Annotated in this window: 17 protein-coding genes; 12 read left to right on the top strand and 5 right to left on the bottom strand. The window is 62.3% G+C overall.

What is annotated here, in order from left to right:
* Nucleotides 1–127 precede the first annotated feature (127 nt).
* Nucleotides 128–1,297, top strand: a complete 1,170-nt coding sequence (locus tag F6X37_RS27410; protein WP_187613464.1) for a GNAT family N-acetyltransferase — start codon at nt 128–130, stop codon at nt 1,295–1,297.
* Between the two features lie 10 nt (nt 1,298–1,307).
* Entirely contained in the window at nt 1,308–1,625 is a 318-nt protein-coding gene (locus F6X37_RS27415) for a GIY-YIG nuclease family protein (protein WP_187613465.1), read from the top strand.
* Between the two features lie 6 nt (nt 1,626–1,631).
* Here the strand turns inward: F6X37_RS27415 and F6X37_RS27420 are convergent, their stop codons facing one another.
* Complete coding sequence (locus tag F6X37_RS27420) at nt 1,632–3,728, bottom strand: FUSC family protein (RefSeq protein WP_187613466.1); 2,097 nt, start codon at nt 3,726–3,728, stop codon at nt 1,632–1,634.
* 287 nt (nt 3,729–4,015) lie between these two features.
* Nucleotides 4,016–4,543, bottom strand: a complete 528-nt coding sequence (gene ppa, locus F6X37_RS27425; protein WP_090803541.1) for an inorganic diphosphatase — start codon at nt 4,541–4,543, stop codon at nt 4,016–4,018.
* Between the two features lie 297 nt (nt 4,544–4,840).
* Here ppa and F6X37_RS27430 point away from each other — a divergent pair, with 297 nt between their 5' ends.
* From F6X37_RS27430 to F6X37_RS27445, 4 genes are all read left to right on the top strand, one after another.
* Complete coding sequence (locus tag F6X37_RS27430) at nt 4,841–6,280, top strand: aldehyde dehydrogenase family protein (protein ID WP_187613467.1); 1,440 nt, start codon at nt 4,841–4,843, stop codon at nt 6,278–6,280.
* Between the two features lie 91 nt (nt 6,281–6,371).
* On the top strand, nt 6,372–7,130 hold the full coding sequence (locus tag F6X37_RS27435) for an SDR family oxidoreductase (RefSeq protein WP_090803537.1): 759 nt from the start codon (nt 6,372–6,374) through the stop codon (nt 7,128–7,130).
* 140 nt (nt 7,131–7,270) lie between these two features.
* Nucleotides 7,271–8,590, top strand: a complete 1,320-nt coding sequence (locus F6X37_RS27440; protein ID WP_090803535.1) for an MFS transporter — start codon at nt 7,271–7,273, stop codon at nt 8,588–8,590.
* Nucleotides 8,591–8,805: 215 nt separating this feature from the next.
* Complete coding sequence (locus F6X37_RS27445; protein WP_187613488.1) at nt 8,806–9,756, top strand: cupin domain-containing protein; 951 nt, start codon at nt 8,806–8,808, stop codon at nt 9,754–9,756.
* Here the strand turns inward: F6X37_RS27445 and F6X37_RS27450 are convergent.
* Complete coding sequence (locus F6X37_RS27450) at nt 9,747–10,709, bottom strand: LysR family transcriptional regulator (RefSeq protein ID WP_090803531.1); 963 nt, start codon at nt 10,707–10,709, stop codon at nt 9,747–9,749. The two genes, F6X37_RS27445 and F6X37_RS27450, sit on opposite strands and share 10 nt — an antisense overlap.
* 742 nt (nt 10,710–11,451) lie before the next feature.
* Between F6X37_RS27450 and F6X37_RS27455 the strand changes: the two genes are divergently transcribed.
* Both F6X37_RS27455 and F6X37_RS27460 read left to right on the top strand, forming a co-directional pair.
* Nucleotides 11,452–12,567 carry a lactonase family protein gene (locus F6X37_RS27455; protein ID WP_187613468.1) on the top strand — a complete coding sequence of 372 codons (1,116 nt, stop codon included), beginning with the start codon at nt 11,452–11,454 and terminating at the stop codon, nt 12,565–12,567.
* Nucleotides 12,568–13,170: 603 nt separating this feature from the next.
* Nucleotides 13,171–13,749 (top strand): acetate uptake transporter, encoded by a 579-nt coding sequence (locus F6X37_RS27460; protein WP_090803527.1) that lies wholly within the window; start codon nt 13,171–13,173, stop codon nt 13,747–13,749.
* Between the two features lie 494 nt (nt 13,750–14,243).
* Here F6X37_RS27460 and F6X37_RS27465 read toward each other — a convergent pair whose 3' ends face one another.
* Nucleotides 14,244–14,666, bottom strand: coding sequence for an ACT domain-containing protein (locus F6X37_RS27465; RefSeq protein WP_187613469.1), 423 nt, complete (start codon nt 14,664–14,666; stop codon nt 14,244–14,246).
* A gap of 286 nt (nt 14,667–14,952) precedes the next feature.
* On the opposite strand from F6X37_RS27465, the gene acs reads away from it, so the two are divergent.
* The gene (acs, locus tag F6X37_RS27470; RefSeq protein WP_187613470.1) at nt 14,953–17,013 is read left to right on the top strand and encodes an acetate--CoA ligase; all 2,061 of its coding nucleotides are present in this window, start codon (nt 14,953–14,955) and stop codon (nt 17,011–17,013) included.
* Nucleotides 17,014–17,164: 151 nt separating this feature from the next.
* On the opposite strand, the gene F6X37_RS27475 is transcribed toward acs, so the two are convergent.
* The gene (locus F6X37_RS27475) at nt 17,165–19,219 is read right to left on the bottom strand and encodes a sigma-54-dependent Fis family transcriptional regulator (protein WP_187613471.1); all 2,055 of its coding nucleotides are present in this window, start codon (nt 19,217–19,219) and stop codon (nt 17,165–17,167) included.
* A gap of 310 nt (nt 19,220–19,529) precedes the next feature.
* Between F6X37_RS27475 and F6X37_RS27480 the strand changes: the two genes are divergently transcribed.
* The 3 genes from F6X37_RS27480 to F6X37_RS27490 all read left to right on the top strand — a co-directional run bounded on the left by F6X37_RS27480 (nt 19,530) and on the right by F6X37_RS27490 (nt 25,464).
* Nucleotides 19,530–21,056, top strand: a complete 1,527-nt coding sequence (locus F6X37_RS27480) for an aldehyde dehydrogenase family protein (RefSeq protein ID WP_187613472.1) — start codon at nt 19,530–19,532, stop codon at nt 21,054–21,056.
* A 266-nt stretch (nt 21,057–21,322) separates the two neighbouring features.
* Nucleotides 21,323–21,574: a PAAR domain-containing protein gene (locus F6X37_RS27485; RefSeq protein WP_090803518.1), complete on the top strand. Its 252-nt coding sequence runs from the start codon at nt 21,323–21,325 to the stop codon at nt 21,572–21,574.
* Nucleotides 21,571–25,464 carry a type VI secretion system Vgr family protein gene (locus F6X37_RS27490; RefSeq protein ID WP_262420042.1) on the top strand — a complete coding sequence of 1,298 codons (3,894 nt, stop codon included), beginning with the start codon at nt 21,571–21,573 and terminating at the stop codon, nt 25,462–25,464. The genes F6X37_RS27485 and F6X37_RS27490 overlap by 4 nt, the downstream gene beginning before the upstream one ends.
* Nucleotide 25,465: the final 1 nt, after the last annotated feature.

Here is a 25,465-nt window from a genome sequence, read left to right on the forward strand (position 1 = left end):
CACGGCTCGCGGTACCGCGGCTCGATGGCTCGACGGGATTGAACAAACCGGATAAACGAACTCAACGAACGACGTGGCAGCTTCAGTTTCACAGCGCCGCGCCGGTCATTGCATACAGTCACTCAGATTGAACCAGCAACGTATCGATTATCGCACGGGCATTCTGGCCTCGCCCTCCGAGGTGGACGCCGCCGAGTGGAACGCCCTCCTCGCCGCGCAGTCGCAGCCCACGCCGTTTTTGCGGCACGAGTTTCTGAGCGCGCTCAATGCGACGCAATGCGCGGTTCCCGACACCGGTTGGGCGCCGCAATTCGTCACGCTGACCGACGCGCGCACGGGCATGCTCGCGGCGGCGGCGCCCGTCTATCTGAAGGGACACTCGTACGGCGAGTACGTGTTCGACTGGGCCTGGGCCGACGCGTACAAGCGCAACGGCCTGCCCTATTACCCGAAGCTGCTGTGCGCGGTGCCCTTCACGCCGGTACAGGGCAACCGGCTGCTGTCGGCGAACGAGCATGCGTTGCGCCATCTCGCGGCCACGTTGATGGCGTTCGCCGAGCAGGCCGAGGTGTCGTCGCTGCATGTGCTGTTTCCGACGCAGAGCGAAGCGAACGCGCTCACCGATATCGGCATGATGCAGCGCGAAGGCGTGCAGTTTCACTGGCTCAACGACGGCTATCGCGACTTCGAAGACTTTCTGTCGACGCTCGAACAGAAGAAGCGCAAGAACATCCGCGCCGAACGGCGCAAGGTGCACGAGGCCGGCATCACGATGCGAAGGATCCGCGGCGCAGACATCGAGGATGCCGACTGGCGCTTCTTCAGCAAGTGCTATCGGCAAACCTATCGCGAGCATTTTTCGAGTCCGTATCTGAACCTCGATTTCTTCCGGATGATCGGCGCGTCGATGCCGGAGAATCTGCTGCTCGTGATCGCCGAATATGAAGGCAAGCCGATCGCGAGCTCGCTCGTCGTCTATCAGCGCGACGAGAAAACCGGCGGCACCTTGTATGGCCGCTACTGGGGCGCGCTCGAACACGTGCCGTGCCTGCACTTCGAAACCGCGTACTATCAGCCGCTCGAATTCTGCATCGAAGAAAAGCTCGGCGCATTCGAAGGCGGCGCGCAGGGCGAGCACAAGATGGCGCGCGGCTTTCTGCCCACGGTCACGCGCTCGACGCATTGGCTCGCGCATCCGGCGTTCGCCGATGCGGTCGGCCATTTCCTCGATAACGAAAAAAACAGCATCCACGCGTACGTGGACGAGCTGCGCGAACACAATCCGTTCAAAGGCTAGAAGCACGGTTATGGCGTGGTTTCTCTATCTGCTCGAATGCTCGGACGGCAGCGTCTATACCGGCATCGCGACCGATGTCGCTGCTCGCTTCGACAAACATCTGAGCGGCACGGGCGCGCGTTATACGCGCTCGCGCAAGCCGGTGCGGGTGCTGGCGTCGTTCGAGCTGGCGGACCGGTCGAGCGCGTCGAGCGCCGAGTATTGGGTCAAGCGGCTCACGGCGGCCGATAAACGGGCGTTGGCGGCCGGGATGTTCACGCTGCAGTCGGTGTTGCCGGTTGCAGCGGTGAATGACGTCGCGGAAGACGGCGAGCGTTCCGACGGCTGAGTCGTGCTACCCCCTCGCCTCCCGCATCCTCTCCGTCAGCAGCCGATGCACCCGCGCCAGCTCGCCCACCACATCTGCTTCCAGCGACGTCAATTGCCCGCGAGCGGGTAACTCGAGCCGCACCGGCCGTAACATGCGATTCAGCGCGGCCTCGATCGCCGTGCTGATCGCCTCGACCCATTCGTCGAGTTCGCTATGCATGTCGCGACGGTTCGCGGTGAGGCGCAACTGCGTCGCGGTGCCGGCCATCCGTCGCAGCAGGCTCAGCACCGTCAGCGTGACCGTATCGGCCATCGAGTCCTCGAGCTTTTCGAGCCGCACGCGGCCGATCGCTTCCTCCGCGTTGTTGCTGGTGAGGCCCGCGGCGCGGCGCAATTGCTCGATCTCCTTGCCGCCATGCCGAGGCGCGTCGAGCGACGCGCGCAGATACGCGAGATTCGCGCGCACCGCGTCGCCGAGATAGACGCGCACATCGAGCTTCTCGCGCGTCGGCCATAGAAGGAACGTCGCGAGCAGCGCGAGCACGCAGCCGAGCACGTTGTTGCCGAGCCGCGTCAGCGCGAACGCCAATTCGTTGGCGCCCGGCGTCGCGAAGTCGGCGACCAGCACGAAGGTCGGCGTCAGGAACAGCACGAACAGGCTGTAACTGACGGGGCGCAGCGCCATCGTCGCCATCACCAGCGGGAACACCGCGAGCGAGATGCCGAGCGGCGAATGAATCGCATAGCCGATCGCCGCCGCGAGCACGCCGCCGACGATACTGCCCGTCGCGCGTTCGATGCTGCGCGGCCAGGTCGCGGCGATCGACGGCTGCAGGATCAGCAGCGTGGCCATCGTGGCCCAATAGCCGAACGGCAGACCGAGCGCGCGAATCACGACGAAGCCCGCCGTCGTCGTCACGCCGACACGCGCCGCATGGCGCAAGCCGACCGACTGCCACGACAGGTTGGCCTTCAGCGTCGACCACGCGCGCGCCGTATAACGCGCGACGCACGCGCTCCACGGCTCGACGTGCACCTCACGCGGCGCGAAATCGACGAGCTCGAAACCGGATTGCAGCTTCACCGGTTCGAGCAACGCGCTTTCGAGCCGATGCGCGAGACGCCGCAGACGCGCCTGCAGGTCCGCGAGACGTTCCCAGCGCGCGTCGCCGGTCGCGCTGCCGATGTCGCTGAGCACTTCGCCGATCGCATTGAGCGAGCGCACCGCGCGTCGCGTGCGGCGCGGATCGTCGGGCACTTTCGCGCCCGCGCCCGACACCGCGATCAGATACGCGAACAACGCTTCGCCGTCGGTCAACAAGCCGAGCAGCGTGTCGTAGACGGCCGCGCCGCCCGCTTTCGATGCGGGCACGTTCGCGAGCGCATCGCGCGAACGTTCGAGCGACGCGCGCGCATCGGCGCGAAAGCGCGCGGCATGCGTGGCCCATTCGCGCGGCGCGGCACGTCCGCCGACAAGCCGCGCGCTATCGAACGCGACATCGGCGAGGCGCAGATACACCGCGCGCAACGACGCGCGGCTCGCGCCGAATGGATGAATGCGCCACACGGTCAAGCTCAGCACGATCGCGAACAGACAGCCGACCAGATAGACGCCGAGAAACGCGACACCCGCGCGCGCGTCGTGCATCGGCCGATCGACCATCACGACGCAGGCGGTCGCCGCGAGGATCGTCACCTGCGACGTGGCCGCGCCCCAGATGCGGCCGAACGCGCCGAGCGTCGTGAACGCGAGCACCGCGAGCGCGGCCCACGCGGCACCCGAGGCGGACGCGAACGCGGTCATGCCGCCGCACAGCGTCGACAGCAGCGCGAAGCTCATCATCGACATGAAGCGTGCGCGGTTCGAGCCGGCGGCATCGGCGAGGCAGGTCCAGAACGCGCCGATCGCCGCCCACGCAAACACCGGATCGTGCAGCACGTTGCCGAGCGCGAGCATCGCCGTCGATGCGCACGCCGCCCTCAAGCCCTCCGACAGATTCGCCTCGCTCGCCGCGAACGACACCATCCAGACCGGCCGCTTGCGATAGATCGCGGTGACGACCGAATGCAGCCGGGTCGACCAGCGCGGCGATGTCGAGTGGGACTTGCTGCGGTTCATCATCCGGACCGTGGTTCTTGAAGTGATGGAAACGCGCGTAGATGCCTGGAGTTCGCGCGCGAGGTCGTGCGGCGAATGATAAGGGTTTACACCTAAATATAAAAATGCGTTCCGTTCATCGGAGCGATGCGTTCAGGTTATGCGCGCGAGACGACGCGTGCCAGACGAAGATCGCGGCGTTTTTGCACGGTAGTCGAATACCGCGCAAATCAGATGAAAAAACCGCGCGGTCCTTGCGGACTCGCGCGGTTTTCGTACTGCATGCAGCAAGCGGATGAACCGCGGCGCGCTTACTTCTTGTAGTTCGCCACGCCTTCGCTGATTTCCTTGTGGGCAGCATCGACGTCGGCCCAGCCTTCGACCTTGACCCACTTGCCCTTCTCCAGCGCCTTGTATTGCTCGAAGAAGTGCTTGATCTGGTCCTTCAGGTAAGCCGGCACGTCGTCGACCGACTTCAGGTTCGCCGTCATCGGGCAAATCTTGTCGTGCGGCACGGCGATCAGCTTCGCGTCGACACCGGACTCATCAGTCATCTGCAGCATGCCGAGCGCGCGGGCACGCACGACCGAACCTGCCAGCAGCGGGAACGGCGTGATCACCAGCACGTCGACCGGGTCGCCGTCGCCCGACAGCGTCTGCGGAATGAAGCCGTAGTTGGCCGGATAGCGCATGCCGGTGCCGATGAAACGGTCGACGACGAGCAGGCCCAGGTCCTTGTCGGCTTCGTACTTCACCGGGTCGCTTTGCGCCGGGATTTCGATGATGACGTTGAAATCGTGCGGAAGGTCATTGCCTGCGGGAACGTGATTGAAGCTCATGAGCGCTCTCTGAAGGGGATGGAAATCGGAAGGCGGCGAACGGCGCGCGGGCTGCGGATGCGGTGCGAACTGTGTGCGAACCGCGAACGTCGGGCACTGAAACCCTCTCGCCCCGAACGACGGGTCCGCGCACCGGACCGTACGGAATGCGCCATTATAGCCAATCGGCAGGTGGCATCCGCGGTCGGATCGGCGCGATAATCGTCTGGCGAGTCTCGCTTCGCGTCTCTACCGTTTTGTGTCTCCCCTTCGAACCCGCGCCGCCGCACGCCGGCCGCACGTCATCAAGGAGCATGCATGGAAGAAGCACGGCATTTCATCGGCGGCGAGTGGTGCGCCGCTTCCGGCGGCGAATCGATCGCCGTACTCGATCCCTCGGACGGCCAGCCGTTCACGCGCATCGCGCGCGGCACCGAGGCCGATATCGACACCGCCGTGCACGCCGCGCGCGCAGCGTTCGACGGCGCATGGGGTGCGCTGAGCGCCGCCGAGCGCGGCCGCGTGCTGTACCGGCTGTCGCTGCTGGTGGCAGCGCGCCAGGAAGACCTTGCACGGCTCGAAGCGCGCGACACCGGCAAACCGCTCAGGCAGGCGCGCGCCGACGCCGCCGCCCTGACCCGCTACTTCGAGTTCTACGCCGGCGCGGCCGACAAGCTGCACGGCGAAACCCTGCCCTACCAATCCGGCTACACGGTGCTGACGATCCGCGAGCCGCACGGCGTGACCGGCCACATCGTGCCGTGGAATTACCCGATGCAGATCTTCGGGCGAAGCGTCGGCGCGGCGCTCGCGACCGGCAATGCATGCGTCGTCAAACCGGCCGAGGACGCGTGCCTTTCCGTGCTGCGGGTCGCAGAGCTCGCCGCCGAGGCCGGCTTGCCGGCCGGTGCGCTGAACATCGTGACCGGCTATGGGCACGAAGCGGGCGCCGCGCTCGCGCGTCATCCGGGCATCGATCACATCTCCTTCACGGGCTCGCCCGAAACCGGCAAGCTCGTCACGCAGATGGCCGCCGAAAACTACGTGCCGGTCACGCTCGAACTCGGCGGCAAGTCGCCGCAAATCGTGTTCGCCGACGCCGATCTCGACGCCGCGCTGCCGGTGCTGATCTCCGCGATCGTGCAGAACGCCGGGCAAACCTGCTCGGCGGGCAGTCGCGTGCTGATCGAGCAGGCGATTTACGAGCCGCTGCTCGACAGACTCAGCAGCGCCTTTCAGGCGTTGCGCGTCGGGCCGTCGAATGCCGACCTCGACTGCGGACCGCTGATCAGCGCGAAACAGCAGCAACGCGTGTGGGACTTTCTGTCGGACGCGCAACACGATGGCATCGCGATGGCCGCGCACGGCGAGGTGATCCCCGAAGCGCCTGAAAGCGGCTTCTATCAGGCCCCGACCTTGCTGCGCGACGTGCCCGCGAGCCACCGCCTCGCGCGCGACGAAGTGTTCGGTCCGGTGCTCGCCGCGATGTCGTTCCGCGACGAAGCCGAAGCGCTCGCGCTCGCGAACGGCACGCAGTTCGGGCTCGTCGCCGGCATCTGGACACGCGATGGCGCGCGCCAGATGCGCCTCGCCCGACGCGTGCGCTCGGGCCAGGTGTTCATCAACAACTATGGCGCGGGCGGCGGCGTCGAATTGCCGTTCGGCGGCGTCAAGCATTCGGGACATGGCCGCGAGAAAGGCTTCGAGGCGCTGTATGGCTTTACGGTGCTGAAGACGATCGCGATCCGGCACGGCTAGCGGGTGCCGTAGGGCTCGCTCGCGATCGGCGCGAGCAGCACGTTACAGGCAACAACGCATCGCTCTATCCATCACAAACAACGGAGACATCATGCGGTTGACAGGTAAAACGGCCATCGTCACGGGCGGCGGTTCGGGTTTCGGCGAAGGCATCGCAAAGACCTTTGCGCGCGAAGGCGCGAACGTCGTGGTCAACGACCTCAACGGGCCGGCCGCCGAACGCGTCGCGAGTGAGATCGCGATTGCGGGCGGCAAGGCGATCGCGGTCCCCGGCAACGTCGCGCAACGCGACGACTGGCGCACGCTGCGCGAGGCCGCGCTGGAAGACTTTGGCAGCGTGCAGATCGTCGTCAACAACGCGGGCACCACGCATCGCAACAAGCCGGTACTCGAGGTGACCGAGGCCGAGTTCGACCGCGTCTATGCGGTGAACGTGAAGAGCATCTACTGGAGCGTGCAGGAGTTCGTGCCGTATTTTCGCGAGCAAGGCGGCGGCAGCTTCATCAATATCGCGTCGACGGCGGGCGTGCGGCCGCGGCCCGGGCTCGTCTGGTACAACGGCAGCAAGGGCGCGGTGATCGTCGCTAGCAAGTCGCTCGCCGTTGAGCTGGGGCCGGAGCGGATTCGCGTGAACTGCGTGAATCCGGTGATCGGTGAGACCGCGCTGTTGTCCGAGTTCATGGGGGTCGAGGATACGCCGCAGAACCGGCAGAAGTTCCTGGCAGGGATTCCTCTCGGGCGGTTTTCGACGCCGCAGGATATTGCGAATGCGGCGCTGTATCTGGCTTCGGATGAGGCGGAGTTTATTACCGGCGTGTGCCTCGAAGTGGATGGGGGGCGCTGCGTGTAGCGGTAGGTGAAGCGCTGCGCACGCACTGCGTGCGCAGTCAGTGTTTTCCCCCAATATCGATTCGTCCTGCAAAAAACCTGGCGCGGATAGAATCGTTCGGCGGCGGCACTTCAATTCCATAAAAATGAGGAGACGTAGTCATGGCTAGTCCTGCAAATCCGCTCCACCATCCCGGCGCTGGCGCGCCGCCTTCGACGTTCGAAGAGGCGACTTATCGCAAGGTTACCTGGCGGCTCGCGCCGCTATTGATGCTCTGCTACATCGTTGCCTATCTGGACCGTGTGAACGTCGGCTTCGCGAAGCTGGGGATGAGCACCGATCTTGGCTTGAGCGATGCGGTGTATGGCTTCGGCGCGGGGATTTTCTTCATCGGCTATTTCATCTTCGAAGTGCCGAGCAACGTGATCCTGCATAAGGTCGGCGCGCGTGTCTGGATCGCGCGGATCATGATTTCGTGGGGCGTGATATCCATGCTGACGATGTTAGTCACCACGCCGACGATGTTTTATGTGATGCGCTTTTTGCTCGGGCTTGCAGAGGCGGGTTTCTTTCCTGGGATTATTTTGTATCTCACCTACTGGTATCCGGCGCATCGGCGTGGACGGATGACGACCTGGTTTATGACGGCGATCGCGTTGTCGGGGGTGATTGGTGGGCCGGTGTCTGGGTACATCCTGAAGAACTTCAACGGCGTGAACGGGTGGCACGGGTGGCAGTGGCTGTTTCTGCTCGAAGGGGTGCCGTCGGTGCTGGTCGGGATCATCGTGTTCGTGATGCTCGATGATCGGATTTCGAAGGCTAAGTGGCTGACCCGGGAAGAGCAGCAGTTGCTTGAGAGTCAGGTGTCGGCTGAGGAAGCGACCAAGCACGATATGCCGATTCGGCAGGTACTCACTAGCGGGCGGGTGTTGATGTTGAGCCTCACCTACTTCTCGTTTGTGATGGGGCTTTATGGGGTGAGCTTCTGGTTGCCGACGATTATCAAATCGACCGGCGTTACCGATGCGTTTTTGATTGGGCTGCTATCGGCGGTGCCGTTTGCGGCGGCTGTTGTGGCGATGGTGTTTGTGGCGCGGAGTGCGGATCGGTCGAGGGAACGGCGATGGCATATTGCGTTGCCGGCGTTTCTTGGTGCTGTGGGGCTCGTGCTTTCCGTCGTTTGGGCGCATAACACCCTGCTTGCCATGACTGGGTTGACCCTGGCTACTATGGGCATCCTCACTACACTGCCGCTGTTTTGGAGTTTGCCTACGGCGATTCTGGCAGGCACCGGCGCCGCTGCCGGGATTGCGATGATTAATTCGATTGGCAACCTTGCCGGTTTCCTTAGTCCTTATGCTGTGGGGTGGTTGAAGGAGGTTACCGCGGCGAACGATTCGGGGATGTATATGTTGGCGGCGTTCATGGTGCTGGGCGGTTTGCTTGCTATTAGTGTGCCGGCGAGGATGGTTAATAAGTAACCTTGGCCGATGATGAACTGCTAGCGGCCCGGCACGAACAACCCGCCGCGCCTCGAAACCGTCGTGGCACGGTGTTCCTTTTGCGCAAAGGTGATTTCGATGTCCGGCACTTCCGGCGCCAACGCCCCGCGCCTAAAGTCAAGTCAGCCTTCGGATGCGGATCCTCACAAATGGAACCGCGCGAAGCCCCCTCAAAACTCAAAAGGAGCAAAACCATGCTGACCAGGACATCCCCCGCGCTTCGGACCGAACCGAATGTCGCCACGGAAGACGCGCAATACTTCGAATACACTTCGTCCGCCAATCCGATTGGTGCGAAGCTCATCTCGCGTGTGCCGTTCTGCAGCTTCTCGCCTTCGCTTTATGCAGACGGCGCAACCCGAGTCGTGCCGCTTGACCTGTCTGCGGAGTTGGGCTGCCCGGGTCCCGCGACCGGTCCCGGCTTGAGCGCCAACTTCCTGCGCATCAATGCGGGCGACGCGTTGACACTCGATCCCAATGCGACCTCGCAGGTCTGCTACGTCATTAGCGGAGCGGGTAGCGTGCAGCAGTCCGAAACGAGCTTCCCGTTTTCGATGGGCGATTTCTTCACGTTCCCGGGCGGCCATGCCACGGTGCTGTCCGCTGCTGCGACGGCCACGCTCTATTACGTCAATGACGCGCCGCTGCTGACCTATCTTGGTACCACCGGGGTACATGCGCGCTTTGCGCCGACACGCTATCCGGCCGCCGAGGCGCAGGCAGCACTGCGCGCGGTCGCGGAACAAGCGAACGCGGGTCGTCGCAACCGCATCAGCGTACTAATGGGCAACACCAACTTTCCGCAGACGCGCACGGTCACGCATGTGTTGTGGGCGATGTTCGGCATCGTGCCGCCCAACTCGGTGCAGAAGCCGCACCGGCACCAGTCGATTGCACTCGACTTCATCGCCAGCGGCAAGCCGGGTGTCTATACGCTGGTCGGAACGGAACTGGACAGGGATGGCAATATCGCGAACCCGACCCGCGTCGATTGGAAAACGGGGATGGCATTCGTCACGCCGCCGGGACACTGGCATGCGCATTTCAACGAAACGAACGAAAACGCCTATGTGATTCCGATCCAGGATGCAGGCTTGCAAACTTACCTGCGCACGCTAGACATCCGCTTCGCCCATCAAGGCTGACGCTCCAGTGCGAGTCCGTCGTCCCAGTACGGCGGCTCGCCAAACGCCTCGGCATAGAAATCCACGAAGGCGCGCACCTTCGACGAGACGATCTTCTTCGGTGGGTAGACCGCCCAGACCGCGGGTTCGGCTCGTCCGGTGCGTGCTTCCCATTCCGGTAGCACGTGCTGCAAGCGTCCTCCGCGCAGGGCCGTAGAGGCGAGCCATGTCGGCAGGAGCGCCACGCCGCAACCGGCCACGGCGAGCGCGAGCACGGCTTCGGAGTCGTCAGCGCGCAAGCGCCCCTGCAACTCCACCAGCACCTGTTCCTGTTCTTGCGACGCCCGCGCGTCCGCGGTGACCAGCGTGAAATACCATTTGTCGTCCGGGACCAGGGACACGCGAAGCGCATCGCGCGCGGCCAGATCGCCAGGCACACGCGGTGTGCCGCTACGCGCGAAATACGCCGGGCTGCCACAGACGATACGACGATGCGGTGCCAGGCGCCTCGCCATCAATGACGAATCGGGCAGCACGCCGGTACGGATCGCCACATCAATGCCCGCATCGATCATGTTGAGCGTTTCGTCCGTAGAGACGATGTCGAGGTCGATATCAGGATAGCGCGCCATGAAGGCCGGCAGATGCGGCACGATGTGCAGGCGGCCGAATGCCGGTGGCATTGTCACGCGCAGCACGCCTTGTGGCGTGCGATTTAGCGACGACGTCACTTCGCGCGCGTCATCGAGTGCTTGCAACGCTAACAAGGCGTGTTCACGAAACAGCCGGCCGCCTTCTGTCAGGACGAGGCCGCGCGTCGACCGGTTGAATAGGGCGATGCCCAGATCTCTTTCGAGTTCGCTGACGTAGCGGGAGACAGTCGAGGTCTTGACTGACAGTGCATTGGCCGTCTTGCTGAAGCTCTGCAGTTCCGCTGCGCAAACGAAGGCCCGTACTGCGGCGAAGTAGTCCATGGACTGTCTGACGTGGATGGGATTACCTGGCTTTTGCCGAAACCGGTAGTGTACTGCCCCGGCGCGGGCGAGTGTCGCTCGTTCCCCGGCTGCAGCCCGGCAGCGATTGGCGGCACGCGACCCCTTCGAGTCACTCAATCCACGTTGACGAATGTCCCCTTGCTGCCCTACAGGAGGCCATCGTCAATCTGTTCGCCCCGAAGGGCTTTTCAAGTCAAGGCCGAAGGTAGTCCATTGGCAGCACTTACTGGCGGATCAGTCATACCTTTGCCGGATTTAACGGCATCGGGAGCACCCGTCAAAAAATGTTCATGGTCAAGCGGCCCAGATGGACTATATACAAACGAGGGGCGGCGAATGGCTGTACGTCCAACGAAAACCGCCCTTGACTCAGGTCCGCGAGAGCCGCAGTCAAGCCGAACGGAGATGTACGACGCCGAATAGTCGCGACCCGTCTTTTCCCACATAGACCGGTCAGTGTATCGCAGCGTTAGCATCATTGCCGGGGGCGACGCGCTCCCGACCAATCCACCGCTGCCCGATGTTCCCTGTTCGACCTCCTTAACCACCGTGTAGTCAACGCGACAAGGGGTGAAGTAATGAAACAGCTCGCGAACTGGCTAACGCTCCTGCAGGTCTGCCTGTAGCCCAATTTATCAAGGACGTAACGTACAGCTACCTGCTCTGCCCACTCGTCCATCCGACGTCACCGTTCGCTCGTCGTCCACGCAAGGAGTACGCCATGTCATTTATCACGTGCCGTTTAACGTTTCTATTGCGAACCATCGCGTTCGCGACGGCGTTAGGATTCGCTTCAATCAGCATTGCGCAAGCCGATTCGGAGGCCGATCCGCCAGGAGCGGTTTACGTTCTGTCAAACCGGCCGTCCGGGAACTCGGTTCTTGTCTATTCGCGCGCTGCCAACGGAATACTGAACTACGAGGCCACGTACTCAACTGGCGGTAAAGGAGCAGGCACGGGAGCCGATCCACTAGGCTCGCAGGGTTCCCTAACGTTGGCAGCGGGCTTTCTCTTCGCCGTGAATCCGGGCAGCAATGATGTTTCGCTGTTCGCGGTCGACGGCAGCAAACTGACGCTGCTCGACAGAAAACCATCGGGTGGTCAAATGCCCGTCAGCGTGACAGTCAAGGGGCCCATCGCGTATGTGCTTAATGCCGGAGGCACACCGAACATCAATGGCTTTATCGTCGACGCGTTTGGCAAGCGTCTCGTTCCATTACCAGGCTCACAACGACCACTTGCCGGCGGAAACTCCGCCCAGCCCGCGCAAGTGACGTTTGCGCCGGAAGGCAACGAACTGCTGGTGACGGAAAAGGGCACACAACTCATTGACACGTATTATGTCGGCTTCACCGGCTACGCCTCGAAGACTCCAACCCCCCATGCGTCAAACGGCGTCACGCCGTTCGGGTTTTCCATCACGACCCGGGGTTACGCGATCGTCTCCGAGGCCGGGTCTGGTTCTGTTTCCTCATATGAGGTCGAGGACAGCAAACATCTGACTTCCATCAGTGCGGCAATTCCCTTGGGCCAGAGCGCCCCTTGCTGGCTTGTCACCACGGGCGATGGACGTTTTGCCTACACGGCCAATGCCGGGAGCGACTCGATCAGCAGTCTGCGGATCGCGGCGGACGGTACAGTACGCTTGCTCAATCCGACTGCAGGCACGCTCAGCGCTCCCCTTGACATGGCGCTCAGTGGTCACAGCAAATTCCTCTACGTTCGTGAAGGTAACGGCGCTGTAAGTGGCTTTCGCGTGATGCCAGACGGAACACTCGAGCCAGTTGGCTCAGTCACCGGCGTACCGCCGGGGGCACAAGGGATCGCGGCGCGCTAGACACATCTCCCCCGCGCTGGGAGATGTGCACGCGGGATCATGCTTTCGTATCCCTGTATCGGCAGCGTTCGCGCAAGAACGTTGCCGGTACCGCTGAGCACCCGCCGTCCACCTTGATCCGATTGAAATCGAGACTCCCGGTCAAGCAGGTGTTAGGTGAGTCCAAACGGGCGACGGTGAGCGAGTCGAATCCCATCACTTTCTTCAAGGCTTCCGGGAGTCACATTGACTCCCGGCCCTCCCATGGCCGATCCGGCCGGGTGGCACGGGTGCGGCCAAGAGGCCGCTTTGAGTGCCCAACCGACGCTCGAACGCCATTGACCCGCTTTCGATCACGTTCATACGGGTAGCGACACGCTGCGTCTATCTGGCGGTCATCCTCCAGCCAGATCAGTACCATCCGATTCGGCGAGCGGCGCAACGCATCCTACACTTAAGTTCAACCGCGCAGGCTTGCACGTGGCTGCGCCACAAATTGGGCCGAACGCATATTGCGCTGATGGCCATCGATAGCGAGCATGGCGCGGTCGCGTTCGGCGGCGACCGAGGGATTCGTATCGTCTCCGGATATGTCTCAGATGCTAACCACCAAGGAGGCGGTTTATGAACAGTAAGTTAGCCAACCCGGCGCCGCTCGGGCTCGCTGGATTCGCATTCACCACATGGATGCTCAGCATGGTGAACGCCGGCTGGTTCGACAAGGATGCCTTGGGGCTCGTGCTGGCGCTAGCGTTCGCTTTCGGCGGCACGGCGCAGATGATCGCGGGCGTGCTCGAATTTCCACGCGGCAATACGCTAGGCACAGTGGCGTTCCTCAGTTACGGCGCCTTCTGGTGGTCCTTTGCGCTGTTTGCCGCGTTCCTGGGCACCAACGTGCCTGAGGCCTTCATCGGCTGGTATCTGTTTGTGTGGGGGGTCTTCACGTTCTACATGTGGATCGGCTCGCTGCACACGAGTACGTCTGTGCAACTGGTGTTTCTCTCGCTGTGGGTCACTTTTCTGCTGTTGGCGATCGGCGCATGGACAGGTATGGGCCTTGCCACGCGGGCCGGCGGCTATGTAGGCTTGATTACCGCTCTACTGGCGTTCTATGCGTCGGCGGCGATGGTAATCAACGAAAGCTTCGGACACACCGTGCTTCCGACACACGACTGGGCACAAGCCCATCCGCAAGCGGCCTAGCCACTCGGCGCGGGTCGGCCGGCGTGCAGCAAGCGCGCCGGCCAGTCAGGCCTGCGGTGCTCCATGGAGACGGAGACCAAGTCTGAGTATCGAGTCTTTCCGGTATCAGCTAAGTGGGTCGAGAAATGTGGACCGACTGGACTCGTTACGAGGCGATGAATCGCCGTTCGATGGAGGAACTCTGATGTTCGAACGAATACCCCCTGACAATTCGCGCTATCGGCGGATGTGATCACTGACCGGCTTTACGACGTCATAAACGTGTCAGGGCGTTGCTGTGATCGCGTCCCACGGCCGGCGCGGCACGCAAGCACTCCTTTTGGCAACGAAACGCAAAAGGTGCGAACACACAGCAAGATACCAGTGCTGGTATATCGGGGCCGGTGAACAAATTCGGGGCGTCGGCAGCATGTCGCCTTCGTCTTGTCTGAGAAGTGGGCCATGCCGAGCACACGGCATTGCGGCACCCGTTGCTGTCGCGGCGGCGCAACGTCCTACGCCTGCTGCAAAATCTCCATTGCACGAATCGTGTCGCCCAGCGCGTCCATTGCCAGGTAGGCAACGAACTGTGTGCCGATAGCGGCAGCCGAAACGCCGCGAAGGTTGATTCCCCCGGTAGCCAACTTTTGGGTCAACTCTGCAATGATGCCCGGCCGGTCGGGGCCCATCACCCGCACCGGGTGAAGACTCGGGAGGACGTTGAACCCCACCTGCGAGGCGGCACGAATTTCTCGGTCGTTCTGAAGCGGCGCGAGAAACACGACTGCCTTCCCGGGTGCTTCCGCAGTTCGACGGGAGATGATGAATTGCAGGTTCGCTCCGGCATCTCGCAGGACACTTAACACTTCGGCGAGACCGCCGGGCCTGTCCTCGATTGTGGCCGCCCATACATCGACACGTTCAACGAGCAGATCCATGGCGCCTCTCCCGTTTGATGAACCCCAATGAAAATTTAGTTCAGGGTTGACCGACCAGCAAGTCAACGCTCCTCGTCGCGCTAACACCATTGGCCCTCGGGATGCAGCTCTTTGACAGGGAATACGTTGCTTGGCATTGCATCCGCCCTGGCCTTAAATTCGTTATGCAGCGCACGGACTGTCGCGCCTGGTGTCCAGACCCATGAGACAGGTCAAAAGACGCGCTGCCGCGGGTAGCGTGGGACACCTCGTGTCCCTGGGCACCTAGAAGCAAGGAGGAACTGTCATGTCACGAGACAAGTCATCGCGCCGCGCTTCCGCAGAGCAACAAGCGGCCGAGGTTTCCGAGGCGCAAATCGCCGTGCACTGGCCTGAAGAAGAATATTTCCCGCCGCCCGCCTCGTTCATCGCCCAAGCCAATCTGACAGACGCGGGAGTGTTCGCACGTTTCTCTCTCGACAAATTCCCCGAGTGCTTCAAGGAGTTCGCGGACCTTCTCGACTGGTACAGGTACTGGGACACGATGTTCGACGCGAGCAATCCTCCGTTCTGGCGCTGGTTCGTCGGTGGTCGGATCAATGCCTGCTACAACTGCGTGGATCGTCACCTCGCCGCCCACCGGAACAAGGCCGCGATCCATTTCGTGCCAGAGCCCGAGGACGAGACGGTCCAGCATGTCACCTACCAGGAACTTTATGTCCGCATAAGCGAGTTCGCGGCCATGCTACGCGACTTCTGCGGTCTAAAAGCCGGTGACCGGGTTACTCTCCATATGCCTATGGTGGCGGAGCTGCCCATCACGATGCTCGCCTGCGCCCGGCTCGGGGTGATTCACTCGCAGGTATTTAGCGGCTTCAGCGGCGCGGCCTGCGCCGACCGCATCCTGGATTCCGAGAGCCGTCTGCTGATTACGATGGACGCTTACTGGCGTGGCGGCAAGCTGATCGATCACAAGGAAAAAGCCGACACCGCGTTCGCCGAAGCTGCCGGGAAGGGTCATCAGGCCGAGAAGGTTCTGATCTGGCAGCGGTATCCGGGCAAGTATTCGAGTCCGACGCAGCTCGTGGAAGAACGCGATGTCATCGTCAACGACGCCCTCAAGGCGTTCCGCGGCAAACGTGTCGAGCCCGTGCAGATGCCCGCTGAGGCACCGCTATTCCTCATGTATTCGAGCGGTACCACGGGCCGCCCCAAGGGGTGCCAGCATTCCATTGGAGGCTACCTCGCCTACGTCGCCTGGACATCGAAATACATCCAGGACATCCACCCCGAGGACGTGTATTGGTGCATGGCCGACATCGGCTGGATTACCGGTCACTCCTACATTGTCTACGGCCCGCTCGCGCTCGCGGCCTCGTCGGTCGTGTACGAAGGCGTGCCCGTCTACCCCGATGCCGGGCGACCTTGGCGAATTGCCGAAAACCTCGGCGTCAATATCTTCCACACGTCGCCGACTGCGATCCGCGCACTGCGGCGCAGCGGACCGGACGAACCCGCGAAGTACAGCTATCACTTCAAGCACATGACGACCGTGGGCGAACCCATCGAGCCCGAAGTCTGGAAGTGGTATCACCGGTCTGTCGGGAAGGGGGAGGCCGTCATTGTCGACACGTGGTGGCAAACTGAAACGGGCGGCTTCCTTTGCAGCACGGTGCCGGCGTTGCACAAGATGAAGCCCGGCAGTGCCGGTCCGGGAATACCTGGCATTCATCCGGTGATTTACGACGACGCCGGTAATGAACTTGCAAGCGGTTCCGGCAAGGCGGGCAACATCTGTATTCTCAATCCGTGGCCCGGCGCGTTTCAGACCATCTGGAGAGCCCCGGAGCGCTACGTGAAAACGTACTATGCCCGCTACTGCCGGGATCCCAAGAGCAAGGACTGGCGCGACTGGCCCTACATGGCGGGAGACGGTGCTGTCGACGCTGCGGACGGCTACTTCCGGATTCTCGGTCGCATCGACGACGTGATCAACGTCGCCGGCCATCGCCTCGGTACCAAAGAAATCGAGTCAGCCGCCCTGCTTGTCCCCGAAGTCGTCGAAGCGGCTGTCGTGCCGGTCGCCGACGAGATCAAGGGCAGAGTGCCCGAACTGTATGTTTCGTTAAAGCCCGGAGTGGAAGCTTCGGAGGAGCTTGCAAAGCGGGTCACAGACTCGGTGGTCGATCGGATCGGAGCCATCGCGAAGCCGCACCGGGTGGTCATTGTTCCGGACATGCCCAAGACCCGGTCGGGCAAGATCATGCGGCGCGTGCTCGCAGCACTTTCAAACCATCAAGACCCCGGAGACGTATCCACGCTGGCTAACCCGGAGGTCGTCGACAGTCTGCGGGAGCTCGTGAAGTAATGGGGGCTACGTCCATGATCATCACGCGGCGCGCGCGGCGGGCGGGCGGCCATCGGGCGCCGCAGCCTTCGTCACCCATGTGACTCGACTCATAGGGAAAACTGGCCGGTCACCGCGGCCATTATCGATTGGTCCTGCGAAAACTCCCGCGTCAATCCTTTTCCGCCACCCGCCCCGGCTGCACAGCCGGCATCCTGCGATAGATCGTGTTCCGCGAGACCCCGAGCGCACGCGCCGCAGCAGACACGTTTCCGCCGTGGCGCGCCAGCGTCATCGCAACCACAGAGGTGGCAACATCCTGCAGCCGAGCACCGTCGGGCAGCGACGCATCGCCAGCAGCAGGGGCATCCGCAGCCGAACCGGCCGAAATGGCTGAAGAGCTCGGAGCGGCCGACGCAGCAGAGTCCCCCTGTCCAACCTCGCCATCGCCGCAACCCGCGCGCCCCACATCATCCAAAAAATCATCCGGCAAATGCTCCCACCGAATCACCCCATCCTCCTCCACCATCGCCGCCGCGGTCCGCAGCAGATTAGCCAGTTGCCGACAGTTACCCGGCCACGCATGTCGCCCGAACACCGCCATCACATCAGCCGCAACGCTGAGCGCCTGCCGCCCCCCGCTTTCGACTGATTCCCACTGCAACATCTTTTGAACGACGACCGCGAGATCGCTCCGCTCACGCAACGCCGGCAACCGAACCGCAAGCCCGTTGATCCGATAGTAAAGATCCTCACGAAACTGGTTCTGCGCGATCATCTCGCGCAAGTTGCGGTGGGTCGCGCAAATAATGGAGACATCGACAGGAACCGCCCGCGTCGCCCCAAGCGGCGTCACAACCCGCTCCTGCAAAACACGCAGCAACCGCACCTGCAACGAATACGGCATATCCCCGATCTCATCGAGAAACAGCGTGCCTCCGTTCGCCTGCATCAGCTTGCCGATCGCCCCTTTACGCCGCGCGCCGGTAAACGCACCCTCTTCATACCCGAATAGCTCAGATTCGATCAGCGAGTCCGGAATCGAAGCACAGTTGACCGCAACAAACGGCCCCTCACCTCGCGGCGAATCGTTATGAATCGCCTGCGCGAGCAACTCCTTGCCGGTACCGGTCTCGCCGGTGATCAGAATCGGAATATCCTTGCCGAGCACCTTGCGAACCTTCGCGATCAGTGCGGACACACGAGCATCGCCGGTATCGAGATCGCCGAGCCGCGACAGTCCCGCAGCCGGCTGACGCGCGTTTGCGCATACCGGTCGCGGTGCGGCGACACCTTGCACATCCACCGCCCCATGCCCCAGCCCAAACGACGCCCGCCTGAACTGCCCGCGCGCGCAAACCACCGCACCATTGTGCAAATTCAGCATCAGATGCGGCGCGACGCCATGCGTCAACCGGTCGATCAATTGCGCATACGAGATCTGAAATAGCGACGACAGCGTATGCGCGCGCAACGCAGCGAGCGACAAGCCCAACTGAAACTGCGCACTTCGATTCGCGGACAGAAAGCGCCCATCATCGGTAAACGCAATGATCCCTTCCATCAGCGTGCCGAGAAATTCCGGCCGTCCGTGGAAAGATACTTGCAGCACGTCGCGAAACGCAGTCGAGAACAGATGGTTTTCGATCATCTGCACCGACATCTTCGCGAGTGCCGTCGTGTGCTGGTGATAGCTGCGGTGGTCGCCCGTCACGTCGAGCACGCCGATCAGATCGCCGTACGGATCGAGAATCGGCACACTCGAGCAGGTCAGGAAGCGGTTAGCCGCCAGATAGTGCTGGTCCCCATGAACGACCATCGCACATCCCTCGGCCAGCGAGGTACCGATCGCGTTGGTCCCCTGACGATCCTCGGCCCAGTTCGCGCCAGGCCGCAGCGCCACTTTTTCCGCGCGATACAGAAAGTCGTCGTCGCCGATCGAATGCAGGATCAACCCTTCGGCGTTGGTCAGCACGATCATGCTTTGCGTGTTGACGATCTGCTCGCGCAGCGTCTCCATGACCGGCATCGCATGCGCGCACAGCACCTGGTTCTGTTCGCGCTTCAGCGCGAGTCCCATGTCGGACAGGATGTCGTAATCCGGCCGGATCGATGCGCGCAGGCCGAACGTCTCGGAGCGTTCGTGGGCTTTCTGGATCGCCGGTGCGGGCCAACCTTTGGAGCGGTTAGCCGCCGCCACGCCGAGCGGATGAACGTCGTCGCGCATTGTCTCCTCCTGAATGCGCCCGGGTCGTGCCGGACGCTTTGATGCGTGTCAACAGAATACTCCCTTTGCCAGTCCGCCCGACGCGCGCGGCGACCCCGCGCGGGCCCGCATCCTTGATCTGCGTCAGCGTCGGCCGAATCTGCGGCGTTTCTGAACACCCGCTGCCCGCGCAACCGTTCCGAAACGGAACACTTCCGCCATCCAGCTCACCGCAATCCCTGAAATAGCCTACTTCGATGCATTGGTACGGTTCGTGCCTGATGTAGTCCCGCGCAGTCACCCGATCACCATCACAAAACGGAGACAAGTGATGAATCCATTTGACCTGAAAGCCCTCGGCATCGACATCGAGTATCCCTATCGCCAGCGTTACGAAAACTACATCGGCGGCAAGTGGGTACCGCCGGTCGGCGGCGACTATTTCGACAACGTGTCGCCGATCAACGGGCAGCCGTTTTGTCGCGTGCCTCGCTCGAGCGCTGGCGATATCGACCTCGCCATCGACGCCGCGCACGCAGCGCGCCGCAAATGGGCGAAGACCTCGGTGACAGAGCGCGCGAACCAGTTGCTGGCGGTGGCCGAGCGCATGGAGAAGAACCTGAAGCTGCTAGCGGTCGCCGAGACGATCGACAACGGCAAGCCGCTGCGCGAAACGATGGCCGCGGACCTGCCGCTCGCCGTCGATCATTTCCGCTATTTCGCGGGCTGCATCCGCGCGCAGGAAGGCGGCATCTCGGAGATCGACGACAACACGGTCGCTTATCACTTTCACGAGCCGGCTGGGGTGGTCGGTCAGATCATCCCGTGGAATTTTCCGCTGCTGATGGCCGCATGGAAGCTCGCGCCCGCGCTCGCGGCCGGCTGCTGCGTCGTGATGAAGCCGGCCGAGCAGACGCCGGCTTCGATACTCGTGCTGATCGAACTGATCGGCGACCTGTTCCCCGCCGGGGTCATCAACATCGTCAACGGCTTCGGCAAGGAAGCGGGCGAAGCGCTCGCCACCAGCAAGCGCATCGCGAAGATCGCGTTCACCGGCTCGACGCCGGTCGGCAAGCGCATCCTGCACGCAGCCGCGGACAACCTGATCCCGTCGACGGTCGAACTCGGCGGCAAGAGCCCGAACATCTTCTTCGCCGACGTGCTCGATCGCGACGACGCGTTCCTCGACAAGGCGCTCGAAGGTCTCGCGATGTTCGCGCTGAATCAGGGCGAAGTGTGCACGTGCCCGTCGCGCGTGCTGGTTCAGGAGTCGATTTACGAGCGCTTCATCGAGAAGGCGATCGCCCGGGTGGAACGCATCAAGGCTGGCCATCCGCTGAACCTCGAAACGATGATCGGTGCGCAGGCATCGCAGCAGCAGCTCGACAAGATCCTGTCGTATATCGACATCGGCCGCGACGAAGGGGCGCAGTGCCTCGTCGGCGGCGAGCGCGCAACCCCTGGCGTCGGCCTCGGCGAGGGTTTCTACGTGAAGCCGACGATGCTGTTCGGCAACAACGATATGCGTGTGTTCCAGGAGGAGATCTTCGGGCCGGTCGCCTCGGTGATGACGTTCAAGGACGAACAGCAAGCGATCGAACTCGCGAACGACACGTACTATGGCCTGGGCGCGGGCGTGTGGACTCGCGACGGTGCCCGCGCTTACAAGATGGGACGCGAGATCGAGGCGGGACGCGTGTGGACCAACTGCTATCACCTGTATCCGGCGCATGCGGCCTTCGGTGGCTACAAGCAGTCGGGGATCGGGCGCGAAACACACAAGATGGCGTTGTCGAACTATCAGCAGACGAAGTGTCTGCTGGTCAGCTATCAGGCGGAGGCGCTGGGGTTCTTCTAAGCGAAGGGCGCGTCGTCTATGGACGGCGCGTGCCGAAGAATGCAGCCGTGCGGCGTGGTGGCCGCTCCGGCTGCATCAATCGATGCGAAATCACGAAGTCCCCACAGACCTCAGTCCGCCTCGACTTCTCTTCTGGAAGCTGTGAGATCCCGTTCGCCCGACAAATCAAACAAATTGCCTACATAGGCTAAAAATTCATCCAATTCCGAATGCTTCTGGTTGCCCCGCTCCCGATACTGTCGTTCGCACATAACAGGGGATGACCGATGAAGAACGGCAACGGCCAGCCGATGATCCGGCTCGCAGACAAGACGACGCACGACGGCACGGTCATCGAGGCCGCGACAGACCTCATGCACATGGGCATCCCGGTTGCACTCGATGGACACGGCGTCGAATGTCCGAGGTGTGGCGGTGTCTATCCGATCATCGCGACCGGCCAGCGAACCCACAACGGCAAGCGGGTCAGCCATGCCGGCGACAGGACGGGCTGCGGCGCGATCCTGATCGCTTCATGATCGCTTCCCGATTGCCACGAAACACCGAGCTCCTTGCACGCATGGTCGAACCCGCGCAGGACCGCACGCTAGGTCTTTCCAGTGACGCGCTACCCACATGGGGCAATGAGCCTTTGCTGGCTCCGCTCCGCCTGCGCGGCACCGAATCCCTGGGCAAGCTCTATCGATACACGCTCGATGTGGCGACGATCGACAGTCCGACGCTCGGATTGTGGCAAGCACAGGAACTGGTCGTACCCGACAACCTGATTGGCAAAGTCATCGACATTTCGATCGCGTTCGACGGGAACGGATTGTTCGGTCAACAGGAGTTGGAATCCGGTGACGTGGCACACGTGGGCGCGGGCCGCCGCACGATTTCGGGCCTCGTCACAGGCATGAAACAGACCGGCACCGACGACCGGCGCGCCCATTACCGCTTCGTCGTGCGGCCCTGGCTGTGGCTGGCCACGAAGAACCGCGAAAGCAGGATCTTTCAGGACGCGAGCGTGGTGGACATCACCGACCGGATACTCAAGGAGCGTTATCACTTTCCGGTGGTGATGGAGTTGGGCGCGACCGGTCTGTGCGAAGGCTACCCAAAGCGGGACCATGTCCGGCAGATGTGGGAATCCGATTTCGAATTCCTCACGCGGATCTGGAGAGAATGGGGAATCTACTATCTGTTCGACGGAATGACGCTGGTACTGTGCGATTCGCCCGGCTCGCACAAACAGCACGACAACGGCTACGACACTATCCGCTATCACGCGCCTGACAGCCGGCACGTCGACGAAGAACACATTCACAGGCTCGAGGTCTCGCGTCAGATCACGACGGGCAAGGTCAGTCTGATCGACTACGACTACACGCGCCCCGGCATGCACTTCGAGGGCGAGTACGAGAGCTTCAGCGAACGGGCCTTCGACAACATCGAGCAACACGGCTGGGGCGACTACTCGCAACCGCTCGCCGGCGCGACGGGATTGTCGGGTAGGCGAAACAACTTCCGCAATGAAGCCGAACACCTCGCGAGCGTGCGCGTCGATGCAATGCGCTGCCACCGGCTGCGTCTGAAGGGCCGAGGGAATCTGCGCGGCCTGACAACCGGGAAAACATTCTGGCTCGACAACCATCCGCAATGCGACATCAACGCCGAGTACCTGGCGGTATCGACCACACTCGACATGCGCAACGCGCCGCAGAACACACAGCCGTCCGGTAACGACACGAACGACGCGTTGCGCCAGTGCGTGACCAGCTTCGTGCTTCAGCCTGCCAATACATTCTTCAGAAACCGCCCGAAGAAAAAGCCGCGCTGCACGGCGGAAACGGCGATCGTGGTTGGGCCCGAGCATCAGCCGATCTGGGTCGATGGATACGCGCGCGCCAAGGTGCGTTTCGTGTGGGACCGGCTTGGCCCGAAAAACGAGAGCGCCAGTTGCTGGGTGCGCGTGTCGTCGCCCTGGCAAGGCAATGGCTTCGGCGCGATCTATCCGCCGCGTGTCGGTCAGGAGGTCATGGTCAGCTACCACGAAGAGGACCCGGACAAGCCGTACGTATCGGGCCGGATGATCAATGGCTGGAACCAGCCGCCCTGGAAGCTACCGGATAACCAGGCACTTTCAGGCGTCTTGAGCAGTGAGCTCAAAGGTGGCTGCGACGGCCAGACCAATCACGTCGTACTGGATGACACGCCGGGCCAACTCCAGGCACAGCTCGCCAGCGATCACGCACGCTCGCGCCTCGTGCTGGGCTACAACACGCAGGTCGTGCGCGAGGCCGGCCGACAGCAGGCACGCGGCGAAGGCTGGGAACTGGCCACCGACGCATGGGGTGTCGCGCGCGCCAACAGAGGCATGCTGATCACCACGGAGGCGCGTCGCGGCGCGACCGCGCCGGCAAAGGATCTCGGCGAGACCGTGGCGCGCCTCACGCAGGCGCGCGGTATCCACGAGAACCTCGCGGGTCTCGCGCGGCAGTATGAGGCACAGGAGCAACAGACCAGTCAAAGCGACGTATCGCGGGCCATCACGGCGCAGAACGAGGCGATACGCGGCGTCGCGGCGCGTGCGGACCTTCCCTTCCCGCAACTGAGCGCACCCGACATGGTGCTGGCCAGCGCGGCGGGGATCGGTCTCACCGCAGCGCAAAGCACGCACGTGGCGAGTATCGAACACATCGCGCTCACAGCGGGCGGACACGTCAGCATGGCGGCGGCGAAATCGCTGCTGGCGTCGGCAATCAACGGCGTGCGGGTGTTCACGCAGAATCTCGGCATCAGGCTCAAGGCCGCGTCAGGCAAGGTGCGAATCGACGCGCAGAGCGATGATGTCGAGGTCATCGCGCAGCGGGTCGTCAGCATCATCAGTAGAACCGATTCGATCAATCTGATGGCCAGCAAAGAGATCGTGCTCCATGCGGGAAGCACGAAGGTGGTGATCAATTCGGAAGGGTACAGGGTCTATACGGATGGAGAGCATCGGGTCCATGCGCGTGGTCATCAAACTGACAGGCCAGCGGCGCGGCCTGTCAATGTGCCGGTAACGCCGGGAAAGCCGGGCAAGCTGGCCGCGCATCACGTTCTGATCGAACACGATACGGGCTTTGCACTGCCGAACCAGCCGTACCGGATCACGCTCGACGATGGTCAGGTGATTCAGGGCGTGACCAATGCGCTTGGAGAAACGAGTCTCGTCACGAGCAATCTTCTTGCATTCGCGACGGTTGAACTGTTCGCCGCGAGTGAACCGGACAAGGTTATTGCGGTGAGCAGAGGCGCGGTGATCAGGGAGACGAACGAGCCGTTTGCGGGCGCAGTGCCCAACGCCGAGAAACGCACCGCCAGGGTCGCAGGAAAGGCCGTGGCCTCTCCCAATCAAAGCGCGACGACGGAAGACAAGCCGCCCGAATTCGTTTCGTGCGATCCGATGAACTTCGGTCTGCGCTTTCATCACTTCATCAACGGTGCGACCGAGGCTGATGCGCCGGCCGGTATGTCGATGCGCAAGGATGTTGAATATCCGGTGACCAAGGCTTATACGGCTGCGATCAAGACGGCGTTGCAGGGAATCGATTGGGCCGGGGTGACGTGGCCGTTGACTTCCAGTTCGATAGAGACGATTCAAAACGCGGTCACGCCGCAATTGGAAATCGCGCTTGGTGACGGGCCCTTTGGATTGCCACGAGGCTATGCCGCCAGCCCGGAAAATAACGGTGCGATGCCACTGGTTGTGATCGTCGATCCAGAGCGGGCAAAGCAGTACAACCTGCGACAGGATGTCAGCGCCGCGTTCATCGGGAAGTACTGGGTTATCGCCGTCAACGAGAGCGAGATCGCGCACATCGTCGAACTCAAGGACCAGCCGGCCTCGCTAGATAACCGTCTCAAGGCATTTGCCGACACGCTGTATCACGAGTCTCGCCACTGCCAGCAGTACTTCTGGATGTTTTCTTTGCTTCAACACTTTCCAGAAGACTACAGGGATCTGCCGAATGTCCAGACGTTGTATTGGTCGACGATGCTGAAAGAAGCCTATACAGCGGCTGGAAACACGCCGCTACCAGACGATCATCGCGTTCACATCGGTCTGCACAGGATGCTTGTATTCCACTACTACTGGCTGATTTCTTACCTGCACGACAAGCACGGCTGGGAGCATATCAGGCGAGATCTCCCGCTTGCCGAAAGGAAAGTGTGTGACCTGCTGAACCTCTCTGCTGAAACAGCACGAAAAATGGCGCAATTCGAAACCGGCTATAGGAGCCAACTTCATGAAGAAGATGCCTACGCCTGCGCGGAAGTGGTTCAGGCCTACTGGCAGAATCCTGGTGATCCTCTCGTTCGCAATCCCGGTACATGCACAGCTCAGTACGTCGACGCCCTCAGGACAGTCGGGGCCAGGAGTTGAG

This window comes from Paraburkholderia sp. 31.1 (assembly GCF_014397645.1).
Classification (GTDB): domain Bacteria; phylum Pseudomonadota; class Gammaproteobacteria; order Burkholderiales; family Burkholderiaceae; genus Paraburkholderia; species Paraburkholderia tuberum.

What these genes read in the sequence shown, in the direction of transcription:
- F6X37_RS27415 (WP_187613465.1), top strand. Translation starts at nt 1,308, where the DNA reads ATGGCGTGGTTTCTCTATCTGCTCGAATGCTCGGACGGCAGCGTCTAT.
- F6X37_RS27420 (WP_187613466.1), bottom strand. Translation starts at nt 3,728, where the DNA reads ATGATGAACCGCAGCAAGTCCCACTCGACATCGCCGCGCTGGTCGACC.
- ppa (WP_090803541.1), bottom strand. Translation starts at nt 4,543, where the DNA reads ATGAGCTTCAATCACGTTCCCGCAGGCAATGACCTTCCGCACGATTTC.
- F6X37_RS27430 (WP_187613467.1), top strand. Translation starts at nt 4,841, where the DNA reads ATGGAAGAAGCACGGCATTTCATCGGCGGCGAGTGGTGCGCCGCTTCC.
- F6X37_RS27435 (WP_090803537.1), top strand. Translation starts at nt 6,372, where the DNA reads ATGCGGTTGACAGGTAAAACGGCCATCGTCACGGGCGGCGGTTCGGGT.
- F6X37_RS27440 (WP_090803535.1), top strand. Translation starts at nt 7,271, where the DNA reads ATGGCTAGTCCTGCAAATCCGCTCCACCATCCCGGCGCTGGCGCGCCG.
- F6X37_RS27445 (WP_187613488.1), top strand. Translation starts at nt 8,806, where the DNA reads ATGCTGACCAGGACATCCCCCGCGCTTCGGACCGAACCGAATGTCGCC.
- F6X37_RS27450 (WP_090803531.1), bottom strand. Translation starts at nt 10,709, where the DNA reads ATGGACTACTTCGCCGCAGTACGGGCCTTCGTTTGCGCAGCGGAACTG.
- F6X37_RS27455 (WP_187613468.1), top strand. Translation starts at nt 11,452, where the DNA reads ATGTCATTTATCACGTGCCGTTTAACGTTTCTATTGCGAACCATCGCG.
- F6X37_RS27460 (WP_090803527.1), top strand. Translation starts at nt 13,171, where the DNA reads ATGAACAGTAAGTTAGCCAACCCGGCGCCGCTCGGGCTCGCTGGATTC.
- F6X37_RS27465 (WP_187613469.1), bottom strand. Translation starts at nt 14,666, where the DNA reads ATGGATCTGCTCGTTGAACGTGTCGATGTATGGGCGGCCACAATCGAG.
- acs (WP_187613470.1), top strand. Translation starts at nt 14,953, where the DNA reads ATGTCACGAGACAAGTCATCGCGCCGCGCTTCCGCAGAGCAACAAGCG.
- F6X37_RS27475 (WP_187613471.1), bottom strand. Translation starts at nt 19,219, where the DNA reads ATGCGCGACGACGTTCATCCGCTCGGCGTGGCGGCGGCTAACCGCTCC.
- F6X37_RS27480 (WP_187613472.1), top strand. Translation starts at nt 19,530, where the DNA reads ATGAATCCATTTGACCTGAAAGCCCTCGGCATCGACATCGAGTATCCC.
- F6X37_RS27485 (WP_090803518.1), top strand. Translation starts at nt 21,323, where the DNA reads ATGAAGAACGGCAACGGCCAGCCGATGATCCGGCTCGCAGACAAGACG.
- F6X37_RS27490 (WP_262420042.1), top strand. Translation starts at nt 21,571, where the DNA reads ATGATCGCTTCCCGATTGCCACGAAACACCGAGCTCCTTGCACGCATG.